This is a genomic window from Kitasatospora sp. NPDC048298 (assembly GCF_043201465.1).
Taxonomy (GTDB): domain Bacteria; phylum Actinomycetota; class Actinomycetes; order Streptomycetales; family Streptomycetaceae; genus Kitasatospora.
Map to the genome: position 1 here is coordinate 193,166 of NZ_JBICYZ010000003.1, position 24,292 is coordinate 217,457.

Consider the following 24,292-nt stretch of genomic DNA (forward strand, 5'->3'; position numbering starts at 1 on the left):
GACCGGGCGGCGGCGGTCGAAACCCTTACCTGGAGCCCCTCATGGACATCGGCCTCGTCCTTCAGACCGACCCGCCCGCCCGGCTGCTCATCGACCGGATGATCCGCGCCGAGCGGGCCGGTTTCAGCCACGGCTGGACCTTCGACTCCTGCGTGCTGTGGCAGGAGCCCTTCGTCATCCACAGCCGGATCCTCGCGGAGACCGAGCGGATGGTCGTGGGCCCGATGGTCACCAACCCCTCCACCCGCACCTGGGAGGTGACCGCCTCCATGTTCGCCACGCTCAACGACATGTACGGAAACCGGACCGTCTGCGGCATCGGCCGCGGCGACTCCGCCATGCGGGTCGCCGGGCGACGCCCCGCCACCCTCGCCCGGCTCTCCGAAGCCATGCACGCCATCAAGGAGTTGGCCGAGGGGCGCACCGCCGAGGTGGACGGCACCGAGATGCACCTGCCGTGGGTCGGTGCCGGTGCCTCCCTGCCGATCTGGATGGGGGCGTACGGGCCGAAGGCTCTGAATCTGACTGGACGTCAGGCGGACGGGTTCATCCTGCAGTTGGCCGACCCCTACCTCACCGAGTTCATGGTGAAGGCGGTACGGGCCGCCGCCGTCGAGGCCGGCCGGGACCCGGACTCGATCACCGTCTGCGTAGCCGCCCCCGCCTACGTCACCGCGGACGACTCGCCCGAGGCGCTCGCTCACGCCCGGGAGCAGTGCCGCTGGTTCGGCGGCATGGTCGGCAACCACGTGGCCGACCTGGTCAGCCACTACGGCGAGCACTCCGACCTGGTGCCGGAGGCGCTCACCGACTACATCAAGGGCCGACAAGGCTACGACTACAGCCACCACGGGCGGGCCGGGAACCCCGACACGGCCTTCGTCCCCGACGAGATCGTGGACCGCTTCTGCCTGATCGGCCCGGTGGAGGCGCAGCGGGCCCGGCTGGCGGAGCTCCGCTCGCTCGGCGTCGACCAGTTCGCCGTCTACGCCATGCACGACGCCATCGAGGCGACCATCGACGCGTACGAGACGGACGTCATCCCGCACCTGTGACGCCCTGTTCGTGATGTTCTGCCTGTGATGTTCCGCGTGATGCCCCTCCGGCTGCGGTGCCGACCCGCTGCGGCGCCGACCCGCTGCGGTGTCGACCTGCTGTGGTGCCGACCCCGAACCGGCTGGTGAACCTGCCCGCGAATCCGCCTGTGACCTCCACCTGAGCCCAGCCGCGGACTCGCCCGCGGCGGACGGGAGTTGCCCATGCCCGACACCGCGACCAGTGGTGGAAGACAGTGGCACCACCCCGACGGCCGGGTCGAACTCGACCCGGCCGCCGGGGAACTGCCCCCCAACGGCTTCACCAGCGACGACCTGCGGCCGGTCCCGGTGGCGCGGCGCACCTGGACCACGTACAACTTCCTCGCGCTCTGGGTCGGCATGGCCCACAACATCCCGTCCTGGACGCTGGCTTCGGGCCTCGTCACGCTCGGCATGGACTGGAAGCAGGCGGTGCTGACCATCGCGCTCGCCAACGTCCTCGTGCTCATACCGATGCTGCTCACCGGCCACGCCGGAACGAAGTACGGCATCCCGTTCCCGGTGTTCGCCCGCGCCGCCTTCGGGCTGCGCGGCGCCAACCTGCCCGCCCTGCTGCGGGCGGCGGTGGCCTGTGCCTGGTTCGGCATCCAGACCTGGATCGGCGGCGAGGGCGTCTTCCTGCTGGCGGGCAAGCTGTTCGGTGAATCCTGGCGCACGACCGGTGAGTTCGGCGGCTACCCGTGGACGCAGTGGCTCTCGTTCCTGCTGTTCTGGTTGATCGAGATGGCCGTCATCGCGCGGGGGATGGAGGCGCTGCGGCGGTTCGAGAACTGGGCGGCGCCGTTCGTCATCGTCGGCGCGCTCGCGCTGCTGGCGTGGATCACCGTCAAGGCGGGCGGGCTCGGGCCGCTGCTGGACCAGCCGTCCAGGCTGGGGTGGGGCGGCGGTTTCTGGAAGGTCTTCTTCCCGGCTCTGATGGGCATGATCGGGTTCTGGTCCACCCTCTCGCTGAACATTCCCGACTTCACCCGCTTCGGCGGCAGTCAGCGGGCCCAGATCCGCGGGCAGGCACTCGGCCTGCCGACCACGATGACGCTGTTCGCCTTCCTGTCCGTGCTGGTCACCTCGGGCTCCGAGGCGGTCTACGGGGTGCCGGTGTGGGACCCGATCCAGCTGGCCGCCAAGATGGAGAACCCGATCGGCATCCTGTTCGCGCTGCTGACCGTGCTGGTCGCGACGCTGTCGGTGAACATCGCCGCCAACGTCGTCTCGCCCGCCTACGACCTGGCCAACCTGCTGCCTCGCCTCGTCACCTTCCGGACCGGGGCGCTGATCACGGGAGTGGTCGGGATCGCGATCTTCCCGTGGCGGCTGATCTCCGACCCCCACGTGTACATCTTCACCTGGCTGGGCGTGGTCGGCGGCCTGCTCGGCACGGTCGGCGGAGTGCTGATCGCCGACTACTGGGCGCTTCGCCGCACCCGCCTCCGGCTCGCCGAGCTGTACCGGCCGGGCGGGGCCTACTGGTACGCGGCCGGCTGGAACTGGCGGGCCGTCGCGGCGCTGCTGGTGGGCGGGGTGCTGGCCGTCGGCGGCTCGTACTCCGCCCTCGACGCCGACGGCGCGGAGCAGGGCCCCTTTCCGGCCGACGGTCTGATCCCCGTCCTCAAGCCGCTCGCCGACTACGGCTGGGCCGTCGGGCTGACGGCGGCGGCCGTGGTGTACCTGGGGCTGACCGGGGTGTTCGGGAGAGGGGCGTCTCGAGGGAGTGGAGTGGGGGCGCTGAGGGATGACGGATGACGGAAAGCGGATGACGGGTGGCGGCTGACAGATGACGGGTGGCTGCGGACAGCTGACAGATTTTGAAATCTGTCAGCTGTCCGCTGTTCGCCGTCCGTTGTCGGCTGCCACTCGTCACCCGGTCGTTGTCGCCACCCGTTCGACGGCGGTCAGGACCTTGGCCGCGCCGTCCTCGGCGGCCAGGGCGGCAGTGACGGCTTGGGCGCGGGCGCGGTAGCGGGAGTCGTCGAGGGCGAGGCGCAGGGAGGTGGCGAGGCGGGCGGGGGTGAGGGCGCGCAGGGGGACGGGGCTGGGGGAGACCCCGAGCCGGGCCAGCCGGGCGGACCAGAACGGCGCGTCGAGTTGGGCTGGCACGGGCACGGTGGGCGTCCCGGAGCGGAGGGCGGCGGCCGTGGTGCCGGCGCCCGCGTGGTGGACCACGGCGGCGGTGCGCGGGAAGAGCCAGTCGTGCGGGGTGTCGCCGATGGTCAGGGCGGAGTCCGAGTCCTCGGCGGCCAGCTCGCTCCAGCCCGACTGGAGGAGGAGGCGCACCCGGGCGGACCGGGCGGCGGCGAGGAAGTCGAGCAGTCGGGCCGGCCACCAGTAGCCCGCGACGTCCAGCCGGGGGTGCCAGTCGGCGGGTCGGGGCACCATCAGCGGCGAGAAGCCGTGCAGGACGGGGTGGTCGCGACGGGCCCGGGCGACGCCGAGCGGCGGCAGGCCGAGTCGCCTGCGCAGTCCGCGGACGGCCGGGGCGAACAGCTGGTCGGTCGTGGCCTGGACGGTGTGCCCCGCCAGCAGGTTGCCGGACCGGCCGAGCGATCGGGTGCCGGTGACGGTGGGCGCGAACTCATGGGTGGGAGCGAGGGGTTGGAGGTGCAGCCCGATGCTGGGGATGCCGGCCGCCTCGGCGGCCACCTGGCCGAGCGCGCCGGTGGTGCTGGTGGTCAGCAGGAGGTCGGCGCCGAGGGCGGCGGCGTCGGCGATGCCGTCGCTGAGGGCGGGCATGAACCTCCTGCCGAGCCGCAGGAGCCGCAGGACGGCCCCCGGTCCGCTGCCGGCCCGCAGCAGGCGACGGCCCGCGGCGGAGGCGAGTTCGGCGCGCGGGTCGACGGGCAGGGGACGGAACTCCAGCCCGGCGGCCCGCACCGACTCGGCGAAGGTGCCGTGCGTGGCGAGGCCACCTGATGCCCGGCGGCCCGCAGGAGGACGTCGAGCCCGGTGAAGGTCGCCACGTCGCCCCGGGAGCCGGCGGTGGCGATCAGGACGCGCATGGCCGCAGTATTTCGGCGCGGGCGGCCCGCCGGAAGGGTGCCGCGCGCGGGCGGTTCGGCTCCAGCACGGCGCGGCACGGTACGGCCAGGTGCGGCGTTGCATGGCACGGCCGGGTGCGGCGTGGCCCGGCTGGTCGGCTGCTTCGACCGCGGCTCCGCAGGTGTCGGAACCGGGCGACGGGCGGTGGCGTCCTTGCTGGCAGAGCGGACGGGACGGGGCTCGTCGCGCCTCGGACGGGAGGAGAACGCGGATGAGCATCGTCGCGTGGATCGTGCTGGGCCTGCTGGCGGGTGGGCTGGCCAAGCTGCTGCTGCCGGGGAAGGACCCGGGTGGCCTGATCGTGACCACCCTGATCGGCATCGCCGGGTCCTTCGTCGGCGGCTGGATCGCGTCGCACTTCCTGCACCGCTCGGTCACCGCGCACTTCTTCGACGCGGCGACCTGGGTGTCGGCGATCGGCGGCGCGCTGGTGCTGCTGATCGCCTACCGGCTGCTGTTCGGCAACTCACGTCGCTGACGGCGTAGTTCGGCCTCGACCCCGGCACACGGGTGGCCGGTTCGTGCCGGTCCTTCCGTACGCTGGAACGGCACGGGGCCCTCGTACGTCCTTCCGGTCGGACCCAGGGGGCTCGGCGGGGTCGTCACACCGATGACGCAAGGGGCGGCGGATGAGCTGGATGGCGTGGATCGTGCTGGGCCTGGTGTCGGGGACCGTGGCCAGGATGGCGATGTCGAGGGGTGAGCGCGGCCTGATCGGCAGCACCCTGATCGGCATCACCGGCTCCTACATCGGCACCTGGATCGTCTCGCACTGGATGCACGGGACGGTGAGACTGAGCATCCTCGACGTCACGACCTGGGTGTCGGCGATCGGTGGCGCGATGGTCCTGCTCCTCGCCTACCGGGTGTTCCGCTTCGTCTCCCGGCGCTGACCGCCGGGCACCGAAGCGGGGCCCGGCTTTCCAGGTGTTCCGGTCAGCGGGTGTTCCGGTCACCGGCCGCCGCACCCGGTGACCGGTCGGTGGTCAGGGACACCTCGCCGACCCAGCCCGGGAGTTGCTCGCGCGCGGTGAGCCACTCGGGCGGCACGCCCGCGAGCCCGGTCCTGGCGGCGGTCACGCCGGCGGCGATGGCGCAGGTGGTGTCCTTGTCGCCCCAGCCCTCCAGGGTGTGCCAGACGGTCTCGGGCAGCGAGTCCAGGTGCCCGGCCGCGGACCAGAGGGCGAACGGCACGGTGTCCGGGGCGGAGATCAGCGTCCCCGAGCCGAGCACGTTGGCGGCGTGCCGGACACTGGTGTGCTCGGGCAGCCGGGCGGCGATCCGCAGCCCGGAGCGGACGTCGGTGTCCGGCAGCCGTCCGGCGACCTCGGTCAGCAACTCGGCCCGGGCGGGCGGGTCTTCGCCCCGGCTCCGGACCGCCAGCGCCGCGGCGAGTGCGACCGCCACCGCACCGGCGACCGCCTCCGGGTGGAAGTGGGTGGTGAGCGCCTGCCGTTCGGCCTGCTGGGCCACCAGGTCGAGGTCCTCGGCGAACCAGGCCCCCAGCGGTGCGACCCGCATCGCGGCGCCGTTCCCGTAGGAGCCCTGGCCCTCGAACTGGCCCGCGGTGATGGTGCGCCAGTCCCCGCCGGCGCCGATCCCGCGCAGCACCCGGTGCATCGAAGGGCCGTACTTGCGCCCGTACGCGCGGGCGTACTCGGCGGCGAACTCCCGGGCGAGCGCGTCCGGTCGGACCTCGCCCCCGTCGAGCAGGTGGCGGACCAGCACGAGCGCCATGGCGGTGTCGTCGGTCCAGTGCCAGGGCGCCGGCCTGACCAGCCGGGCGGCCAGCGCGGCGGGCGCCTCGTCCAGTGGCACCGAGAACCACCGGTCGCCGAAGGCGTCGCCGAGGGCGAGTCCCTCCAGGCTGTCCAGGACCGGGCGGGCCGCACGCATGTCATCCTCCAGGTGAGATCAACCGTGTGCGGCAGTCTGACCGACGGACGGGGCGCCGGCCAGCGGTTTTCCCCCGCTCGCCGGCGCCCCAATCACCGACGTACCGTCACTTCGCCTTCAGGCCACCGAGAACGAGCCGCCAGACGGCTTCGAACCGGTCGTCGATCCCCGGGGTGGACCAGGTGGCCGCATAGGCCGGGTCGTGGAACGGGCCGGTGGCGTCGAAGACGGCGCGGGCGGTGTTCCGGATGTGGGCGAGCTTGAACTCCTTGCCCTCCGTGCCCTCCTGGACGATCTGCGCGATCTGGTCGACCAGGGTGTCGATGTGGGCGTCCACCAGGCCGCTGTTCTCCTCGACCAGCACCATGTAGGTGGCGAACAGCTCCGGGTCGTCCAGCGCCTTCTTCCGCTTGGCCGCGAACAGCGTCTTCAGCCAGCGGTGCAGCCGCGCGGCGGCGGGGCCGCCCTCGTTGGAGATGGCCGCCAGGTCGAAGTGCGCCTGGTCCAGCCAGCGCTGGGTGACGGCCTCGCGCAGCGCGGCCTTGCTGGGGAAGTGGCGGTAGACGCTGCTGTGGCTGACGCCGAGGTTGCGGGCGACGTCCACGACGGTGGCCTTGGCCGGGCCGAAGCGCCGCAGGACGTCCTCCGCTGCGATCAGGATCTGCTCGGCGGTGAGTGTGGTGTCCGTGGTCACGGGGAGGTCCGTCCTTGGGATCGTGCGGTCGGGTGTGGCGGTCGGGGTGCTCGGGGTGTGGGGCTGGGTGGTGCGGTCAGCGTTCGCTGTCCAGGTGGGCCATCTGCGCGGCGCCGTACCGGTCGCCGGCGGCGGAGCCGGCGGGTACGGCGGCCTCGATGGCGGCGAGGTCGGCCTCGGTCAGCGTGACGTCGAGTGCGCCGAGGGCCTCGGTCAGGCGGTCCCGGCGGCGGGCGCCGACCAGCGGGACGACGTCCTGCCCGCGCGAGGCCACCCAGGCGATGGCGACCTGGGCGACGGTCGCGCCCCGGGCGGCGGCGATCTCGCGCAGGGCCTCGACCAGCGCCAGGTTGTGGGCCAGGTTCTCGCCCTGGAAGCGCGGGCTGTGGCTGCGGAAGTCGGTGCCGCTGAGGGCGCGTTCCCGGTCCCAGTGGCCGCCGAGCAGGCCGCGGGAGAGCACGCCGTACGCGGTGACGCCGATGCCGAGCTCGCGGGCGGTGGGGAGGACGGCGGCCTCGATCGAGCGGGACAGCAGTGAGTACTCGATCTGGAGGTCGCTGATCGGGTGGATGGCGGCGGCCCGGCGCAGGGTGTCGGCACCGACCTCGGAGAGCCCGATGTGACGGACGTGGCCGGCCTGCACCAGGTCGGCGATGGCGCCGACGGTCTCCTCGATCGGGATGCTCGGGTCCAGCCGGGCCGGGCGGTAGACGTCGACGTGGTCGGTGCGCAGGCGGCGCAGGGTGTAGGCGAGCGCGGTCTTGGTGGCGGCGGGGCTGGCGTCGTACCCGAGCCACTGGCCGTCGGGCGTGCGCTGGGCGCCGAACTTCACGCTGATCTGCACGCTCTCGCGGTCGCGGCCGCGCAGTGCCTCGTGGATCAGCAGCTCGTTGTGGCCCATGCCGTAGAAGTCGCCGGTGTCGAGGAGGGTGATCCCGGCGTCGAGGGCGGCGTGGATGGTGGCGATGCTCTCGGCCTCGTCGGCCGGGCCGTACAGGTCGGACATGCCCATGCACCCGAGGCCGAGGGCCGAGGTGACCGGCCCGGTGGTGCCGAGGGGGCGCTGGGCGGGGCGGGTGTGAGAGGACACGGGGGCTCCAGGGGGCGGCTGCGGTGCCGGGGAGGCGGGGGCAGGGTGACCCGGGTGCCACTATGGCACGACAGCGAACAGATTTCAAAATCTGTTCGCTGTCGTCTGTTATCTGAAAGTTGAAATCTGTCGATTGTCATTTGTTCGGAATCGGGCGACGCCCAACCTCCTCGCCGCCCACCGGGTTCTTCGGCCTCGCCGTGTCCCGGTCCGTCGCGCCCGGGCCCGTCGCGTCCGTCGCCGGTGCCCAGGTCTCGCGCCCGCCCGGCGACCGCAGCAGGTGGGCGCGGGCCGGCGGCACGTTGCGCCACACCGTGCGCCGGCCCAGGCCGTGCTCCGCCTCGAACCGGCGCAGCAGCCGCACCACCGCCCGGTGGCGGGCGCCCTGGCGGGGGCCCGAGGTCAGGGTGCGCGCCGTCGTCGTGCCGAGGTACCCGAAGTACGTCAGCTCTCCTCCGGGCACCAGCAGCCGAAGGTAGAGGTCGAGGATGTCCCGCACCCGAGCGGGCTCGAAGTTGGTGAACGGCAGTCCGGACACGATCACGTCGTACCGCTGCGAACCCTCCTCCGGCCGCGCCCCGTCCGGCGCCGACGGCCGGCACTCCGGCAGCTCCTCGACCCGGCAGCCCGACAGCCGCAGCCCGACCCCGGGGTGCCGGGCGGCCAGGACCGGATCCTCCCGCAACCGGTCGGCGAACCTCGGGTTGGCCTCGACGACGTGCAACCGGTCGCCCGGACGCAGCACTTGGGCCAGCCGGCGGGTGACCACGCCCGTACCGGCACCCACCTCCAGCACCGAGATCGGACGGTTCGGGCGGCTGGTGGCCGGTACCACCAGCGCGTTCACCAGCTCGGGGCCGCTCGGGGCCAGCGCGCCGGTGTCGTGGAAGGTGCGCAGGGCCTCGGCGAGGAACAGCAGGTGGTCCCCGCCGACGGGCGAACTGTGGCGGAGGGAAGGGGAGTCGGGGCGGTGGCGGAGCCGGTCTTCGGTCATGCCGTCGACGCTAGGCAGGGCGCAGCCGCCGCGAATCGGCCGGTCAGCGGCGCCGACCCCCGACGAAAGTCGAGGGTGCGGGTAGCCGGAAGACAGAGGCGCTGCGCGGCGCAGCGCCCCTAGCATCGAGCCCGAAGTGCCGAACGCCGGCCCCACGGAAGGCATTCGGAGCGCGAAGCGAGGAAAGGAGGAAGGGCATGCGCAGGAGTGTGCTCGGCTGGTACGAGCCGGACCACCGGGCCGGGATCGACACGTTGCTGCTGATCGGCGTGCTCGGTCTGGCCATCGAGGAGGCCCTGGTCCAGTGGACGCACTCCGACGATCCGCTGCGCCTGCCGCGCACGGCCGTGGCCGCGCTCGCCTCGCTCTCGCTCTTCCTCGCCCGCCGCCACCCGGTGGCCTCGGCCGTGCTGCCGGTGCTCGTCGGCGGGCTGTTCAACCGGGCCTTCCCCGGGCTGTTCAGCGTCTTCCACCTCGCCTACCTCGGCCGGACGGGCCCCGCGATGGCGGGTGGCGCGGTCATCGCGGTGGCCGGCGCGACGCGCGCGGATTCGCTGCTCGGCTGGGTCGGTGCCACCGGGTCCCAACTCCTGGTCCAGGCCGCCATCCTGGCGGTCGGCCTGTGGCTGCACGGCAGGCGAGTGCTGATCCGCACCCTGCACGAACAGGTCGACGCGCTGCGCCGCGAGCGCGAGCTGCGCGCCGAACAGGCCCGGGCCGCCGAACGCGCCCGGATCGCGCGGGAGATGCACGACGTGCTGGCCCACCGGCTCAGCCTCCTGGTGCTGCACGCCGGGGTGCTGCGCGATCAGGCCAGAGCCGGCACCGTCGCCGCCGACCTCGACCGGCTCACCCACCGCCTCGAACTGCTGCGCACCACCGCCGCCCGTTCGCTCGACGACCTGCGCGACGTCCTGGGCGCGCTGCGGGCCGACCACCCACCTGCCCCGTCCGCCACGGGAGTCGAGCCGTCCGTGCCCGCCGGGGGCGGGCGTGTCCCGGCGCCCGCCCTGCGCGACCTCACCGAGCTCGTCGGCGAGGCGACCCAGGCCGGCCAGCGGGTCGAACTCGCCCTCTCCGGAGACCCGGAGACCGTCCCGACCACCCACCGGCTGGCTGTGCACAGGCTGGTCCAGGAGGCGTTGACCAACGCCCGCAAGTACGCCCACGCCGCACCCGTCACCGTCCGGGTCGGCTACGGGGCTCCGGCGACGACGGTCGAGGTCCGCAACGGCCCGGGCGAGGCGCCGCCGGACGAGCCCCGCACCGGTGGCGGGTACGGACTGGTGGGGCTGTCCGAGCGGGTCGGCGCACTCGGCGGCCATCTCGACGCCGGCCCGGACGGAGGCGGCGGCTTCCGGCTCTCTGCCCGGTTACCCGCGCCGGACCGCCCGCCGCGGACGGCGCCCGACCCGGGGCCCACCCGTGGCGACGGTCCGGCTTCACCACCGGGGGCCGCGCGGCCCCACCCGGGGCGCGCGTCACCGCGCTCGGAGCAGTCCGAGGGATCAGGGCAATCAGAGCGGTCGGAACGGTCAGAACGGTCAGAGCAGGACGCGAAGCCTCAGCCGAAGGACATCGCATGATCCGAACGATGGTGGTGGACGACGACGCGCTGGTCCGCCTCGGCCTGGTCGACCTGCTGGCCCAGGACCCGGCACTCACCGTGGTCGCCGAGGCCGCCGACGGGCTGCAGGCCGTCGAACTCGCCGGCAGCCGGCGGATCGACGTCGCGCTGATGGACATCCGGATGCCCAGGCTCGACGGGATCGCCGCCACCCGGCGGCTGCGCGAACTCCCGGACGGCCCGCGGGTCATCGCCCTCACCACCTTCGACCTGGATGAGTACGTGTACCAGGCGCTTGCGGCCGGGGCGGACGGGTTCCTGCTGAAGGACACCCCGCCGGCGGAGATCGCCCGGGCCGTGCACGTCGTCGCCGGCGGCCAGGGGATGCTGCACCCGGCGGCCGCACGACGGCTGATCGACCGCTACCACCGGGTCGGGGCGCCCCGGTCGGTGACGGCCCGCAGTCGGGTCGCCGGGCTCACCCCGCGGGAGACCGAGGTACTGCGCGAACTCGCCGACGGGCTCTCCAATGCGGAGATCGCCGGCGTGCTCGGGATGCGTGAGAGCACCGTCAAGGCGCACGTCAGCCGGATCCTGACCGGGCTCGGAGTCGGCAACCGGGTCCAGGCGGCCTTGCTCGCGCGCGACGCCGGGCTGGTGGGCGACGGTGGCTGAGCGAGTCGCCGTCCCAAGGGCGCGCCGTCCAGCCGTCCCGCCCTGCTCGGCCGCCGTCCCGCCGTGCCCGGCTGCCGACCTGTCGTGCCCGGGGTAGCAACCGAGGCACGTCGAGGCTCGATGGGGCACATCGGGGCACGGCATCGTCCGGTGTTCACGCGTGCGTTCCCCGGACGTTCCTCCGGAGTCAGAGCGGGACTCGAAGCGGGCTTCCCTGAGCCGTCGCGTGCCCCCGGTTCGTACCGCGTGCTGAGCCGATGTCACCCATCCGGCGTGGAAATGCCGTGCCTTGGCCGTTTGCGCTGCCGAACTCGGGCGGCGGGTCCATGGTGGAGATGGGCGCGATCCGGCGACCGCGCCCGCGCGCCGATCCAGGCCCGCGCGCCGAGCGCCCGCGCCGATCGCGGACGGGCGGCCTCCGAAGCGGGGCCCGGTACCGGCACGCTGGGAGCAGGGCCACCTCGCAGGAAACCGAACGGTTCTTCTAGGCTCACATCTCGGCTTCCCTGCGGCGGTCCGGCCACTGCGCCCGCTGTCAGGAGGCCGCCGTCCACGGGGGCCCCGGGCGGACCGGGGTCCCCGGATCGAGCGAGGAGGACGCATCATGCCAAGCACGCCGCCCTGCCGTACCACCGTACTTGGGCCAGTCGGGCCGCTCCGGTGGGCCGCCCACCATCCCGTTCGGTCGGTGCAGTCCGGCCGGGCCTGGTGCCCGGGCGGAAGCGGTCGGCCGGTACGGCCGCTGTATACCGGCGGCGGCCGCGGAGGCGAGCGTTGAGTTCCCAGACCATCGGGTCGCACGCCGTGCCGAGCGCCGCCGGGGAACCCGCCCCGTCACCTGTCACCGTCCCGGCCGCCACCGACGGCGAGGCCCGCGCCACCGCCACCACCGCCACCACTGCCACCATCACCGCCACCGGTGCTGCTGCTGCCGCCTGCACGGCAACTGCCGCTCCGGCTCCGGCCACCACGGTGCCGGCCGCCTCGGGCCAGGCCGCCGCCGCGTCCGCTACCGCGAAGACGGCCGCCGCCAAGGCGGCAGTCGCCAAGACCACGGCCGCCACGTCGGCCCTCACGAATACCGCCCTCATGAAATCCGCCCTCACCAAAGCCGGCGTCGCGAAGACCGCGGTGGCGAAGAGCGCTGCCGCGAAGCCCACGGCAGGACCGGCAGCCACCGCCACCCCGGGGACCGCAACCGCCACCACGGTGTTGCCCGGTGTGCCGCAGACACTCAGCACGCGTGCCCGTAGCCTCGCCGGCGCCGTCCGGCGCCGCTGCGCCGACCTGGCGCGGATCGAGTCCCCCAGCGGTGACGCCCCGAGACTCGACGCCCTGGCCGAGGAGTTGGCGGCCGGGTTCCGTGCCACCGGTGCCACCGCCCGCCGCGAACCCGGACCGGCGGGCGACCACCTGGTACTGGAGTGGGAGGGCCGGGACGAGTCCCTGCCGCACCTGCTGATCGTCGGGCACCACGACACCGTCTGGCCGGTCGGCACCCTCGCGGACTGGCCGGTGACCGAGCAGGACGGCCGGCTCACCGGCCCCGGCGTGGTCGACATGAAGGGTGGACTCGCCATCCTCGAGGGCGCGTTGGCGCTGCTCGCGGACCTGGGCGAGCGCCCGCACCGCACCGTCCGCCTGGTCGTGGTCTCCGACGAGGAGGTGGGCAGTCCGGACGGGCGGCGCCTGGTCGAGCGCCAGCTGCGCGACGCCGCCGCGGTCCTGGGGCTCGAACCGTCGCACCCCGACGGCCGGCTGAAGACCGCGCGGCGCGGCAGCACCCGGGTGCGGCTCACCGTGACCGGCCGCGAGGCGCACGCCGGCAACGACGCCAACGACGGGGTGTCCGCGGTCGACGAACTGGTGGACCAGCTCGTGCTGGTGCGCGACCTCGCCGGCCAACCCGGTACCGAGCTCAATACCGGGCGGATCAGCGGTGGTACGCGCGCCAATGTCGTCGCGGGCCGGGCCGAGGCCGAGCTGGGGCTGCGCTTCGCCACCGCAGAGGCGCAGCGCCGCACGCTCGACGACCTCGCCCGGCTCACCGCGCTGCGCCCGGGCGCCCGGGTCCGTACGGAGGTGCTGTCCAGTCGTCCGGCGTGGCCCGAACGGACGGGCAACCCGCTGTTGCGGCACGTGCGTTCGCTCGCCGCCGTGCTCGGGCAGCAGCTGGACGGCGCCCCGGCGGGTGGGGCAGGGGATGCCAATCTGCCCGGCTCGCGCGGGCTGCCGACCCTGGACGGCTTCGGTGCGGTGGGCGCCGGAGCGCACGCCCGGCACGAGCACATCCGGCTCGACCAGATCGCCCCCCGGGTCGCCCTGCTGGCGGCACTCCTTGCCGTACCGCTGCCGCGACTGCGCGACCGCGCGGAGGGATGAGCCGCCGGTGAGCTGCTGACGGCCGACCGCTGACGGTCGACGACGGGCAGACAGTCGACAGCGGACAGGGAACAGCGACCAACTCACAGCGACCAACTCACAGCGAACACCGGGCGGCGAACAGGAAACAGCGAACAGCAAACAGTGAAGAGCCGACGGATAACAGCTGACAGATTCTGAAATCTGTCAGCTGTTATCCGTTCCGCACCTTGCCATCCCTCCGTCCTGCCGCGCAGAATGGTACCGACCGAACGGTCAGTCGGTTGGTCGGCGCCCAGATGCCCGACCGACCGGGCAGGACACGAGAGGGGACCGTGGTGACAGCAGAGGTGGCCGAGGCGGTCCCCGCGCAAACGCCGGAGGACCGGTTCGAGGCGGTCGTCGCCGCCGAGCAGCGGATCGAGCCCAGGGACTGGATGCCCGACGCCTACCGGGCCACCCTGATCCGCCAGATCGCCCAGCACGCCCACTCCGAGATCATCGGCATGCAGCCCGAGGGCAACTGGCTGACCCGGGCCCCGTCCCTGCGCCGCAAGGCGATCCTGCTCGCCAAGGCCCAGGACGAGGCCGGTCACGGCCTCTACCTCTACGCCGCCGCCGAGACCCTCGGCGTCGACCGCGCCGAGCTCACCGAGAAGCTGATCTCCGGTCGCCAGAAGTACTCCTCGATCTTCAACTACCCGACCCTCACCTTCGCCGACGTCGGCGTGATCGGCTGGCTGGTGGACGGCGCCGCGATCTGCAACCAGGTCCCGCTCTGCCGCTGCAGCTACGGCCCGTACGCCCGCGCGATGGTGCGGATCTGCAAGGAGGAGTCCTTCCACCAGCGCCAGGGCTACGAGCTGCTGATGACGCTGATGCGCGGCACCGAGGCCCAGCGCCGGATGGTCCAGGACGCGGTGGACCGCTGGTGGTGGCCGTCGCTGATGATGTTCGGCCCCTCGGACGCCGACTCGCCGAACAGCGCCCGCTCGATGGCCTGGCGGATCAAGCGGCACGGCAACGACGAGCTGCGCCGGCGCTTCGTCGACATGACCGTCCCGCAGGCCGAGCACCTGGGCGTCACCCTCCCGGACCCCGAGCTGCGCTGGAACGAGGAGCGCGGCGGCTGGGACTTCGGCGAGCCGGACTGGTCCGAGCTGACCAGGGTCATCCACGGCCAGGGCCCCTGCAACGCCCAGCGGGTCGAGCGCCGCCGCGCCGCCCACGAGGACGGTGCCTGGGTGCGCGAGGCAGCCGTCGCCTACGCGGCCAAGCGCGCCGCCGAAGCCGCCGCAGTCCCCGCGGCCCCCGAGACCACCGCAGCCCCCGAGGCCGCTGAAGCCACCGAAGCCACCGAACAGGAGAACGGAAAGTGACCGACCCCCAGGTTGGCTCCCCGGCCGGGTCCAAGGCCGGCTGGCCGCTGTACGAGGTGTTCGTGCGCCCCCGGCGCGGGCTGAACCACGTCCACGTCGGCTCGCTGCACGCCTCCGACGACCGGATGGCCCTGCTCGCCGCGCGCGACCTGTACACCCGCCGTAACGAGGGTGTGAGCCTCTGGGTGGTCCGCTCGGACGCGATCACCGCCTCCACCCCGGACGAGCGCGACCCGTTCTTCGAGCCCAGCGGCGACAAGGTCTACCGCCACCCGACCTTCTACGACATCCCCGAGGATGTCCCGCACATCTGACGGGGGAGCCACCGTGCACAACGACACCACCACCGGCGCCGACCAGGACGACCACGTCTACCTCAGCCTCGCCGACGCCGCCCCTGGCCCCGAGGGCGAGGGCCGCTGGGCGTACGGGACGGGCTTCGCCGACCCGCTGCTCGGCGTGGACACGGCGCTGCCCGCAGGCGTGGACGGCGCGGACCTCGCCGCCTACTGCCAGATGCTGGGCGACGACGCCCTGGTCCTCGCCCAGCGGCTGATCGAGTGGTGCACCCGGGCGCCCGAGCTGGAGGAGGAGGTCGCGCTCGCCAACCTGGGCCTCGACCTGCTCGGCCAGGCCCGCCTGCTGCTCACCCGGGCCGGTCAGGCGGACGGCACCGGCCGCACCGAGGACGACCTGGCGTACTGGCGCGAGGAGCACGAGTACCGCAACGTCCGCCTGGTGGAGACGCCGAACGGCGACTTCGCGTACTCGATCGCCCGGCTGCTGCTGTTCGCCACCGCGCGCGGCGCCCTGTACGAGGCGCTGAGCACGCACCCCGACCCGGTACTGGCCGCGGTCGCGACCCGGGGCGTCAAGGAGCTGGCCTACCACCGGGAGTACGCCACCGCCTGGACGCTGCGCCTGGGCGATGGCACGCCGTACTCCGCCGAGCGGATGCAGGCCGGTCTGGACGCGGTCTGGCCACTGCTGGAGGAGCTGTTCACGGCACACCCGGTGGAGCAGCGCGCGGGCGTCGACCCTGCGACGCTGCGTGAACCGGTGCTGCGCTCGCTCGCCGCCGTCCTCGCCGAGGCCGGGCTGACCGTACCGGACGTGCCGCCGCTGGCCACCGTCCTGGGCCGGGCCGGCCGGGACGGCGTGCACACCGAGGCGCTCGGCCCGCTGCTCGCCGAGTTCCAGGTGGTGGCCCGGGCCCACCCGGGGGCGACATGGTGACGGCCGACACCGCGACGGGCGCGGCGGACCCGACGGGTGCCGTGACCCCACCGGGTAACGCGGACCCGACGGGCGCCGCGAACCCGACGGGCAGGACGACCCGGGACCTGGCCTGGGCGGTCGCCGCGGCCGTCCCGGACCCGGAGCTGCCCATGCTGACCCTGGCCGACCTGGGTGTCCTGGCCGAGGTCGAGGTGGACGGCGGCAGCGGCAGTGCCGACGGCACGGTGACCGCCTGGCTGACCCCGACCTACTCGGGTTGCCCCGCCGTCGCCGAGATGGCCGCCGACGTGGACCGCCGGCTGCGCGCGGCCGGGTACCCGGACGTCCGGGTGCGGTTGCGGCTGGACCCGCCGTGGTCCACCGACCTGATCACCGCCGAGGGCCGCCGCAAGCTCGCCGAGGCGGGCATCGCCCCACCGCGCCCCACCGCCGCCGTCGCCACGGCCGGTCCGGTGGCGCTCACCCTCGGCCCGACCCGCGCCGGAACCGCGACCCCGCCCCCCGTGCCGTGCCCGCACTGCGGTGGCACCGCGACGGAGGAGCTGTCCCGCTTCGGTTCCACCGCCTGCAAGGCGCTCTGGCGCTGCCGGGCCTGCCGCGAGCCGTTCGAACGCGTCAAGGAGATCTGAATGCCCGCCGCTTCCCCCGCCGCCGCGTCCGCCAATACCGCCGGTTCGGCCGCCGCCTCCGCCGGCCCGGCCTCCACCCCCGCCAGACCGGCCTCCGCCACTGCGGCTTCCGCCTCCGCCACCAGCGTGGACACCGGGGCGGACACCGGGGCGACCGGCATCCGCCCCGCCCGCCGCCCGACCTTCCACCGGCTGCGGATCGACCGGGTCGAGCGGCTGTGCGAGGACGCCGTCGCGGTGACCTTCGCGGTGCCGGACGGACTGGCGCAGGAGTACGCCTTCCGCCCCGGGCAGACCCTGACCCTGCGCAAGCTGGCGGACGGCACCGACGAGCGCCGCTCGTACTCGATCTGCGCCCCGGTCGGCGGGCCGCTGCGGATCGCCGTCCGGGAGGTGCCCGGCGGGCTGTTCTCGCGCTGGCTGGTGCGCGAGGCGAAGCCGGGCGAGGAGGTCGAGGTGCTGACGCCGTCCGGCCTCTTCACCCCCGAACTCGGCGTCCCGGCCGACCACGTGCTGCTCGCGGCCGGCTCCGGCATCACCCCGATGCTGTCGATCGCCGCCTCCGTGCTGGCCGCCGACCGCGACTCCACCGTCACCCTGCTCTACGGCAACCGGCGCAGCGACACCGTGATGTTCGCGGACGAGCTGGCCGACCTGAAGGACCGCTACCTCGGCCGCTTCCAGCTGGTCCACGTACTCTCCCGGGAGACCAGGGACGCCGAACTGCTCAGCGGCCGGCTGGACCCGGAGCGGGTTCGCGCGCTGCTGGCGGCGCTGGTGGACGTCGGCAGCGTCGGGCACTGGTGGCTGTGCGGCCCGTTCGGCATGGTCGCGGGCGCCAAGGAACTGCTCGCGGAGCTGGACGTGCCGGGCGAGCGGGTGCACCAGGAGCTGTTCCACGCCGAGGACGAGCCGCTCCCGGAACGCGACGAGGACTGGGACCGGACGGACGCCTCGTCCGGTGGCGCCTCGGGTCCGCAGAGCGAGGTCACCGTCGTCCTCGACGGCCGCGGCAGCACGCTCTGCCTCCCGCGCGACCGCTCGATCCTGGACGGCGCCCAGCGCTCCCGCCCCGACCTGCCGTTCGCCTGCAAGGGCGGGGTCTGCGGCACCTGCCGCGCCCTGGTCACCGAGGGCGAGGTGGAGATGCGCCGCAACTTCGCGCTGGAGGAGAAGGAACTGGCCGCCGGCTACGTCCTCACCTGCCAGGCCCGCCCGCTCACCGACCGGGTGACCGTCGACTACGACCGCTGAGCCTCAGACGGCGGCGGGCTCCGTCACCGCGCCACCGAGCGCCGGAGCACCGAGGGCCGGGTTCCCGAGGAGCCTGACCAGGTCGTTGACCGCCGCGCGCCCGGCCCGGTTGGCGCCGACGGTGCTGGCGGAAGGACCGAAGCCGACCAGGTGGATGCGGGGGTCGGCGGTGGCGCGGGTACCGGTGAGCGCGATGCCGCCGCCGGGGGAGCGCAGCCCGAGCGGGGCGAGGTGCCCGATCTCGGGCCGGAAACCGGTTGCCCAGACGATCGCGTCCACCGCCAGCTCCTCGTCGCCCCAGGCGACCCCGTGCTCGGTCAGGCGGTCGAACATCGGCCGGCGGTGCAGCGCGCCCAGCTCCTCGGCGCGCCGGTAGGCGACGGACGGGCCGAGCCCGGTCACGCTCACCACGCTGCGCACCGGCAGGCCCTGCCGGACCCGCTCCTCCACCTTGGCGACCACCGCGCGCCCGTACTCGGGAGTGAACGGTCCGTCGTGGTAGACGGGTTCGGAGCGGGTGACCCAGACCGTCTCGCCGACCGCGGCCACCTCCGACAGCACCTGGATCGCCGAGGCCCCGCCGCCCACCACCAGCACGCGCTTGCCCGTGAACTTTTTGGGGCCGCGGTACTCGGCGTAGTGCAGCTGACGGCCCGCGAAGTGGCCGGGGTAGTGCGGGAGGAAGGGGCGGGTCCAGGTGCCGGTGGCGTTGATCAGCGCACGGGTGGACCAGGTGCCGTGGTCGGTCTCGACCAGCAGCCGGGAGTCCGGGCGCTCGGACTCCGCCCGTACGGCACGCACCACGACCGGGCGTACGACCGGGAGCGCGTGCCGGGCCTCGTACGCCGCGAAGTACTCCGGCACCACCTCGCGGGCGGGGGCCTCGGGGTCCGGCGGCGGGAGTTCGGCGTCCGGGAGGTCGTGGACGCCGTGCACGGTGGCCATCCGCAGGGACGGCGAGCGGTGCGCCCAGGCACCGCCCGGTACGGGGTTGGCGTCGAGGACGACGAAGCCGCCGTCGACGCCCGTCCGGTACGGGGCGAAGCCGCGACGGCGCAGGTGGTGGGCGGCGGACAGGCCCGCCTGCCCGGCGCCCACCACCAGGACGTCCACGCGTTGCGGAACACCGTTAGTTGCACCGTAAACAGTCACGCCCGTGAAACATCGGGGGACCGGCGGGTGTTCCCGCGAATCGGGCCGAAGGCCGTCCGAACCGGGCCGGAGGGGCGTCAGGAGACCGGGGAGATCACCGCGGCGGTGCCGTAGGCGCAGACCTCGGTGCCGACATCGGCTGCCTCGGTGACGTCGAAACGCATCATCAGGACGGCGTTGCCGCCACGCGCCTTGGTCTGCTCGACCAGCCGCTGCATCGCCTCGTTGCGGCTCTCGACCAGGGTCTTCGTCAGACCGCGCAGCTCACCGCCGATCAGCGACTTCAGACCGGCACCGATCTGGCTACCGAGGTGGCGGCTGCGGACGGTCAGCCCGAAGACCTCGCCGATCACGTGGTCGACCCGGAAACCGGGGATGTCGTTGGTGGTCACGACCAGGACGTCCGCGTTCGGGCCCTGCCCGCCGCCGTACTCGTTGATGTCAGCCATGGGACGCATCCTGCCAGTTCGTGCGTCCGAGTGACCGAGGCGGGGCCGGGCGGTGGCCGAGAAGGCTTCCGGAAGCTGGTCCGGACCCGTGATCGGGCGCCCGAAAGGCCGTACCGTTAGCCCCATGGGCGAGCGAAGCGATCATCCACAGGGGCCGGGCGCGGCGGAGGACTCCGGCGCGCAGGAGATCGAGGCGACGGTGGTGCTGGGCCTTCGGATCACCGACTGGCCGGCCCTGCGCGCGGCCGCGGTCAGGGCCGTCGAGGAGCTGGACTTCGAGGGCATCGACCCGGCCGGCCAGCGCCGCGAACTGCTGCGCGAGGTGGCCGAGGACGCCAACGCGGCGCTCGGTGCGCTGCTGCACCCGGACCGGCTGGTGGCCGCCATCCCCGGGGTCGAGGCGCTCGGCGGCACGCTGGAGATCAGCGTCACGGAGGACTTCACCCCCGACTTCGCGGACCTGTTCCCGCTGGAGGGCGACGAGGAGGACGGCGGCGCGGGCGCGGACTGGACGCTCACCCCGCGCACCGCCTGCCTGCTCCACGCCCAGCTGATCGGTCTGGCCGACGCCGCGTACGACGACTTCGACGAGCACGGGGACGAGGCGGTCTCCGACGGCGACGACACGGACTGGACGGTCTTCTCCCGGCTGCCCGAGCGCACCTGGCGGATGCACCGGGGCTGGCGCCGCGCGATGGCCCGGGCCTTCGACGACCTCGCCGACGACCTCGCGCTCGGCGAGTGGCCGCTGCCGCGCTGCCTGGCCGAGGATATAGCGCTGCGGATGGCGCTGGTGGACGCCCGGGCCCTGCTCGGCGCGCAGCCCGAGTCGGTGGCGGACATGATGGGCGACCTCCCGGCCGACCTGTACGACTACGACTGGGACGGCTGCCACGACGAGCTGTTCGGCGTCTACGGGCCGGACGACGGCGATCCGGAGCTCGCGGCGGAGCAGCGCACGGAGCTGCTGCTGGCGGCCACCCACCCGGAGGGCTGGTTCCTGATGTACGAGGACGCGGAGGAGCGGGACCCGCAGCGCGGCTACCGGCGCTGACCGGGCGTCGCGGTGGCGGTGCGGTGGTGCGGCGGTTCGGACGGCGAGTGCCGGGGGGCTCGCCGTCGAGGCGAACCGTCGAGGTGAACGGGGCGGGCCGAGTCGGTCGGGGCGGGGCTGGCATCCTGGACGGGTGACTTCTCCTTCCGACGCCCCGACTTCCGCCGCTCCGGCCCCGGCTCCTTCGTCTCCGGTTTCCCCGTCCCTGCCCACGGCCCCCGCCCCGGCGGCGGAGCCCGGCGACACCCCGTCGCGCGAGGAACGCGACGAGCGGCCGCAGTACGTGCTGCCGCTGGTCGTCCGGGTGGAGCGGGCGACTCCGCCGGGCCGGACGGACGCGCTGGAGACCTCGGCGCGGGCGGTGCTCACCCTGCTCGCCGACCCCCGGGTGACCGAGGCGGACGGCGAGTGGGCGGAGCGGGTCGCCGCCTGGGAGGACGCCCGGATCCGCAAGGTGGTCCGGCGGGCCCGGGGCGGTGAGTGGCGTCGGGCGGGTGAGCTGCCTGGCCTCACGGTGCGGGGGCGGGAGGCCGAGGTGCGGGTGTTCCCGCCGATCCCGCTGGACGGCTGGCCGAAGGAACTCGCCAAGCTCCAGGTGTCCGGGACGGACCTGGAGGAGACGGCCGAGGTCCGGGCGCCCGAGCCGGGGCTGCCGGTGCTGTGGCTCAACCCCGAGCTGGAGATGAGCGCGGGCAAGACGATGGCGCAGACCGGGCACGCCGCCCAGCTCGCGTGGTGGCGGCTCGACGAGGCACAGCGCAAGGAGTGGGCCGAGGCCGGGTTCGCGCTCGCGGTCCGGACGGCCGCGGCGGAGGCGTGGGAGGACCTCGTGCGCAGCGGGCTGCCGGTGGTCCAGGACGCGGGCTTCACCGAGATCGCTCCGGGCAGCTGCACGGTGATCGCGGACCACCCGGCACTGCGGTGACGGAGTGGCGGGGTGGCGTCGGCCGAGGGCTGACGGCGAGCAGATGGCAGCGAACAGATAACAGATAACGGATGACAGCTGACAGATTTCGAAATCTGTCAGCTGTCATCCGTTCGCCGTTCCTCGTCGGTCGTCAGCTCCGCTCGTAGCGCTGCATCGCCCGCAGCCCGCCGTAGACCGCCAGGGCCGTCCAGAGCGCCATGATCAGCAGTCCGGTCCAGTGGCCGTAGTGGACGCCCGGCTCGGGTTGGGTGCGGGTCGCGTACAGGCCGGCCCGGTCGGGCAGGAACTGGCCCAGCTCGCGGACGCCGGGGATGGCGGCCAACCAGGTGGTGCCCAGGAACACCATCGGGGTCAGCAGGCCGAGTGCGGCGCTGAAGTTGCCCAGCATCGCGGTCAGCCCGAGGCAGAGCAGCACCATCATCGGGTGGTACAGCACCCCGGCGAGGAAACTGCGGGTCAGGCCCGGGGTGGAGAGGTCCAGGCCGACGGTGGTGCCGACGGCCAGGAACGAGCCCGCCGTCGACGCCAGCCCGAGCAGCAGGCCCAGCCCGGCGCCGAGCGCGAGCTTGGCGCCGTACAGCCGACCGCGCCGGGGGACGGCGGTGAGTGAGGTGCCGATCATGCGGGTGTTGAACTCCTGCCCGATCAGCAGGATCCCGAGGCAGGCCACCGCGACGTGGCCGAACAGCAGCCCGTAGAAGATCCCGCCGGCCGGGTCCTCACCGGGCGTGTGGTCCTTCGCCCCGTAGGCGGCGTTGACGGCCGCCGTGACCCCGACGGTCAGCGCGAGCGCGACCAGTGGGGCCGCCCACTGCGAGGGCAGGGTGGTGAACTTGACCCGTTCGGCGTGTACGGCGTCGGCCATCGTGCTCATTGTCGCTCCCAACTCCGGTATCCCATGTCCGATCTCCCATGTCCCTTTCGCTCGGGGTCACTTGGCGCGTCGCAGTGCCCGCAGCCCGCCGTACGCCGCCAGGGCTGTCCAGAGCGCCATGATCAGCAGTCCGGTCCAGTGACCGTAGGCGACCGCCGGGTCGTCGGCGTACCGCAGGGCGTACTGGCCGGCCCGGTCGGGCAGGAACTGAACCACCTTCCGCACCCCGGGCACACCGCTGAGCAGCGGTGAGAGCAGGAAGAGGGACGGGACAAGCAGTCCCATGGCGGCGGTGAGATTGCCCAGCAGGGCGGCCGTCCCGAGGCAGAGCACCACCAGCAGCGTCTGGTAGAGCATCCCGGCCACGGCGGTGCGGACGAAGGCGGGCCCGTGCCATTCGGCGGGAACGGTCGCCGCGTACCCGGCGAAGGCGCCCGCCGTCCCGACGGCGCCGACCGCGAGTCCGACGAGTGCGCCGAGCGCGAGCTTGGCGCCGTACAAACGGCCCCGCCTCGGTACGGCGGTGAACGACACGTCGATCATGCGGGTGTTGAACTCCTGGCCGATCAGCAGGATGCCGAAGCAGGTCAGTGCCGCCTGGCCGAAGTTGAGGCCGTAGAAGATGCCGACGCCGGGGTCGTCGGTGAGGTTGTGGTCCTTGTCGCCGAGGGCCGCGCCGACGGCGGTGGTGACGCCCGCCGTGAGCACCAGGGCGAGCAGGGGGGTGATCCAGAGCGACCGGAGGGTGGCGAGCTTGATCCACTCGGCGCGCAGGGCGTTGGTGGCAGGAGCCCTGGTGGCAGAAGTCCCGGCAGGGGTGGGCGCGTTCACGCGGCAGCCTCCGCGCGGTACTCGACGCTGTCGGCGGTCATCCGCATGAACGCCTCCTCCAGGGAGTCCTGTTGTACGGCGATCTCGTACAGCACCACGCCGCCGGCGGCGGCGAGCGCGGCGATCCGCTCGGGTTCGGCGCCGCTCACCTCCCAGGCGCCGTCGCCGACTTCGGTGGCGTCGAGGCCGTGGCCGGGGTCGTCGAGCAGGGCGGCGAGCTTGGTCGGGTCGACGGCGCGGACCCTGGTCCGGGTCCGGCCGTGGCGGTCGATGAACTCCGAGGTGGCGGCGTCGGCGAGCAGTCGGCCGCGCCCGATCACCACCAAGTGGTCGGCCGTGAGCGCCATTTCGGTCATCAGGTGGGAGGAGACCAGCACCGCCCGGCCCTCGGTGGCCAAGCCGCGCAGCAGGGTGCGGATCCAGCGGATGCCCTCCGGGTCCAGGCCGTTCACGGGCTCGTCCAGCAGCAGTACCGGCGGGTCGCCGAGCAGCGCGGCGGCGACCCCCAGGCGCTGGCGCATGCCGAGCGAGAAGCCCCGGATCCGCCGCCCGGCGGCGTCCGCCAGGCCGACCCGGCCGAGCACCTCGTCGACCCGGCGGGCCGGCAGGCCGTTGCTCGCGGCGAGCCAGCGCAGGTGGCCGTGCGCGGTCCGGCCGCCGTGCAGCGCCTGGGCGTCCAGCAGCGCCCCGACCGTCCGCAGCGGGTCGGGGAGTTCGACGTACGGCCGGCCGCCGACCAGGGCGTGTCCGGCGGTCGGCCGGTCGAGGCCGAGGACCAGGCGCATGGTGGTGCTCTTGCCGGCGCCGTTCGGGCCGAGGAAGCCGGTCACCACACCGGGCCGGACCTCGAAGGTCAGGTCGTCGACGACGCGCCGGCCGTCGTACTCCTTGGTGAGGCCCTGGATCTCGATCACGGCCCGCTCCCCTCGTCTCGTCTCGCCTTGTCGTCGGTCTCCGCCGGGGCTCGCTGTGGTCGGCACCGGGCGGTGGCTCCATTCGACCGGAGCGGGCCGGTGCGGCGGATCCCGCCGGGGCGGGGAGCCGCCTCCCTCCCGAGAGGGAGCCGGCCGGAGACCGGCGCGGGAACCGGGAGCCC

Annotated in this window: 24 protein-coding genes; 14 read left to right on the top strand and 10 right to left on the bottom strand. The window is 73.7% G+C overall.

The window, feature by feature from the left end; translation table 11 throughout:
• The first annotated feature begins 41 nt into the window (after positions 1 to 41).
• Both ACGF0D_RS03775 and ACGF0D_RS03780 read left to right on the top strand, forming a co-directional pair.
• Entirely contained in the window at positions 42 to 1,055 is a 1,014-nt protein-coding gene (locus tag ACGF0D_RS03775; RefSeq protein WP_392913851.1) for a TIGR03842 family LLM class F420-dependent oxidoreductase, read from the top strand.
• Positions 1,056 to 1,259: 204 nt separating this feature from the next.
• A complete protein-coding gene (locus tag ACGF0D_RS03780) occupies positions 1,260 to 2,837 on the top strand; it encodes an NCS1 family nucleobase:cation symporter-1 (RefSeq protein WP_392913852.1) in 1,578 nt (525 codons plus the stop codon).
• Positions 2,838 to 2,951: 114 nt separating this feature from the next.
• On the opposite strand, the gene ACGF0D_RS03785 is transcribed toward ACGF0D_RS03780, so the two are convergent.
• Positions 2,952 to 3,965 (bottom strand): glycosyltransferase, encoded by a 1,014-nt coding sequence (locus tag ACGF0D_RS03785; protein WP_392913853.1) that lies wholly within the window; start codon positions 3,963 to 3,965, stop codon positions 2,952 to 2,954.
• A gap of 376 nt (positions 3,966 to 4,341) precedes the next feature.
• Between ACGF0D_RS03785 and ACGF0D_RS03790 the strand changes: the two genes are divergently transcribed.
• Together ACGF0D_RS03790 and ACGF0D_RS03795 are read left to right on the top strand one after the other, a co-directional pair.
• Positions 4,342 to 4,608 (top strand): GlsB/YeaQ/YmgE family stress response membrane protein, encoded by a 267-nt coding sequence (locus tag ACGF0D_RS03790; protein WP_392871957.1) that lies wholly within the window; start codon positions 4,342 to 4,344, stop codon positions 4,606 to 4,608.
• A gap of 151 nt (positions 4,609 to 4,759) precedes the next feature.
• A complete protein-coding gene (locus tag ACGF0D_RS03795) occupies positions 4,760 to 5,023 on the top strand; it encodes a GlsB/YeaQ/YmgE family stress response membrane protein (protein ID WP_392871954.1) in 264 nt (87 codons plus the stop codon).
• A gap of 43 nt (positions 5,024 to 5,066) precedes the next feature.
• On the opposite strand, the gene ACGF0D_RS03800 is transcribed toward ACGF0D_RS03795, so the two are convergent.
• The 4 genes from ACGF0D_RS03800 to ACGF0D_RS03815 all read right to left on the bottom strand — a co-directional run bounded on the left by ACGF0D_RS03800 (position 5,067) and on the right by ACGF0D_RS03815 (position 8,804).
• Complete coding sequence (locus ACGF0D_RS03800; RefSeq protein WP_392913854.1) at positions 5,067 to 6,026, bottom strand: ADP-ribosylglycohydrolase family protein; 960 nt, start codon at positions 6,024 to 6,026, stop codon at positions 5,067 to 5,069.
• A 106-nt stretch (positions 6,027 to 6,132) separates the two neighbouring features.
• On the bottom strand, positions 6,133 to 6,720 hold the full coding sequence (locus tag ACGF0D_RS03805) for a TetR family transcriptional regulator (protein WP_392871948.1): 588 nt from the start codon (positions 6,718 to 6,720) through the stop codon (positions 6,133 to 6,135).
• Between the two features lie 76 nt (positions 6,721 to 6,796).
• Positions 6,797 to 7,732 carry an aldo/keto reductase gene (locus ACGF0D_RS03810; RefSeq protein ID WP_392913934.1) on the bottom strand — a complete coding sequence of 312 codons (936 nt, stop codon included), beginning with the start codon at positions 7,730 to 7,732 and terminating at the stop codon, positions 6,797 to 6,799.
• A gap of 214 nt (positions 7,733 to 7,946) precedes the next feature.
• Positions 7,947 to 8,804, bottom strand: coding sequence for a class I SAM-dependent methyltransferase (locus ACGF0D_RS03815; protein ID WP_392913855.1), 858 nt, complete (start codon positions 8,802 to 8,804; stop codon positions 7,947 to 7,949).
• Positions 8,805 to 9,001: 197 nt separating this feature from the next.
• On the opposite strand from ACGF0D_RS03815, the gene ACGF0D_RS03820 reads away from it, so the two are divergent.
• The 8 genes from ACGF0D_RS03820 to paaE all read left to right on the top strand — a co-directional run bounded on the left by ACGF0D_RS03820 (position 9,002) and on the right by paaE (position 17,908).
• The gene (locus tag ACGF0D_RS03820; RefSeq protein WP_392913856.1) at positions 9,002 to 10,390 is read left to right on the top strand and encodes a histidine kinase; all 1,389 of its coding nucleotides are present in this window, start codon (positions 9,002 to 9,004) and stop codon (positions 10,388 to 10,390) included.
• Complete coding sequence (locus ACGF0D_RS03825; protein ID WP_392871939.1) at positions 10,387 to 11,046, top strand: response regulator; 660 nt, start codon at positions 10,387 to 10,389, stop codon at positions 11,044 to 11,046. The genes ACGF0D_RS03820 and ACGF0D_RS03825 overlap by 4 nt, the downstream gene beginning before the upstream one ends.
• Positions 11,047 to 11,820: 774 nt before the next feature.
• Positions 11,821 to 13,428, top strand: a complete 1,608-nt coding sequence (locus ACGF0D_RS03830) for a M20 family metallopeptidase (RefSeq protein ID WP_392913857.1) — start codon at positions 11,821 to 11,823, stop codon at positions 13,426 to 13,428.
• 278 nt (positions 13,429 to 13,706) lie between these two features.
• Positions 13,707 to 14,786 (top strand): 1,2-phenylacetyl-CoA epoxidase subunit PaaA, encoded by a 1,080-nt coding sequence (gene paaA, locus ACGF0D_RS03835; RefSeq protein WP_392871933.1) that lies wholly within the window; start codon positions 13,707 to 13,709, stop codon positions 14,784 to 14,786.
• Entirely contained in the window at positions 14,783 to 15,100 is a 318-nt protein-coding gene (paaB, locus tag ACGF0D_RS03840) for a 1,2-phenylacetyl-CoA epoxidase subunit PaaB (protein ID WP_387757691.1), read from the top strand. Before paaA ends, paaB begins: the two co-directional genes overlap by 4 nt.
• Positions 15,101 to 15,113: 13 nt before the next feature.
• Positions 15,114 to 16,022, top strand: a complete 909-nt coding sequence (gene paaC / locus ACGF0D_RS03845) for a 1,2-phenylacetyl-CoA epoxidase subunit PaaC (protein WP_392913858.1) — start codon at positions 15,114 to 15,116, stop codon at positions 16,020 to 16,022.
• Complete coding sequence (gene paaD, locus ACGF0D_RS03850) at positions 16,016 to 16,654, top strand: 1,2-phenylacetyl-CoA epoxidase subunit PaaD (protein WP_392913859.1); 639 nt, start codon at positions 16,016 to 16,018, stop codon at positions 16,652 to 16,654. The genes paaC and paaD overlap by 7 nt, the downstream gene beginning before the upstream one ends.
• Positions 16,655 to 17,908 (top strand): 1,2-phenylacetyl-CoA epoxidase subunit PaaE, encoded by a 1,254-nt coding sequence (gene paaE, locus ACGF0D_RS03855; RefSeq protein WP_392913860.1) that lies wholly within the window; start codon positions 16,655 to 16,657, stop codon positions 17,906 to 17,908.
• Positions 17,909 to 17,911: 3 nt separating this feature from the next.
• Here the strand turns inward: paaE and ACGF0D_RS03860 are convergent, their stop codons facing one another.
• A complete protein-coding gene (locus tag ACGF0D_RS03860; RefSeq protein WP_392913861.1) occupies positions 17,912 to 19,021 on the bottom strand; it encodes a flavin-containing monooxygenase in 1,110 nt (369 codons plus the stop codon).
• 116 nt (positions 19,022 to 19,137) lie between these two features.
• Positions 19,138 to 19,509 carry a YbjQ family protein gene (locus tag ACGF0D_RS03865; protein WP_392871918.1) on the bottom strand — a complete coding sequence of 124 codons (372 nt, stop codon included), beginning with the start codon at positions 19,507 to 19,509 and terminating at the stop codon, positions 19,138 to 19,140.
• A 124-nt stretch (positions 19,510 to 19,633) separates the two neighbouring features.
• Here ACGF0D_RS03865 and ACGF0D_RS03870 point away from each other — a divergent pair, with 124 nt between their 5' ends.
• Both ACGF0D_RS03870 and ACGF0D_RS03875 read left to right on the top strand, forming a co-directional pair.
• Complete coding sequence (locus tag ACGF0D_RS03870) at positions 19,634 to 20,563, top strand: hypothetical protein (RefSeq protein ID WP_392913862.1); 930 nt, start codon at positions 19,634 to 19,636, stop codon at positions 20,561 to 20,563.
• 133 nt (positions 20,564 to 20,696) lie between these two features.
• Positions 20,697 to 21,488: a peptidyl-tRNA hydrolase gene (locus ACGF0D_RS03875; protein ID WP_392913863.1), complete on the top strand. Its 792-nt coding sequence runs from the start codon at positions 20,697 to 20,699 to the stop codon at positions 21,486 to 21,488.
• A gap of 133 nt (positions 21,489 to 21,621) precedes the next feature.
• On the opposite strand, the gene ACGF0D_RS03880 is transcribed toward ACGF0D_RS03875, so the two are convergent.
• The 3 genes from ACGF0D_RS03880 to ACGF0D_RS03890 form a co-directional block, all read right to left on the bottom strand.
• A complete protein-coding gene (locus ACGF0D_RS03880; protein WP_392913864.1) occupies positions 21,622 to 22,356 on the bottom strand; it encodes a hypothetical protein in 735 nt (244 codons plus the stop codon).
• A gap of 66 nt (positions 22,357 to 22,422) precedes the next feature.
• Entirely contained in the window at positions 22,423 to 23,196 is a 774-nt protein-coding gene (locus ACGF0D_RS03885) for an ABC transporter permease (protein ID WP_392913865.1), read from the bottom strand.
• Complete coding sequence (locus tag ACGF0D_RS03890) at positions 23,193 to 24,110, bottom strand: ATP-binding cassette domain-containing protein (RefSeq protein WP_392913866.1); 918 nt, start codon at positions 24,108 to 24,110, stop codon at positions 23,193 to 23,195. The genes ACGF0D_RS03885 and ACGF0D_RS03890 overlap by 4 nt, the downstream gene beginning before the upstream one ends.
• Positions 24,111 to 24,292: the final 182 nt, after the last annotated feature.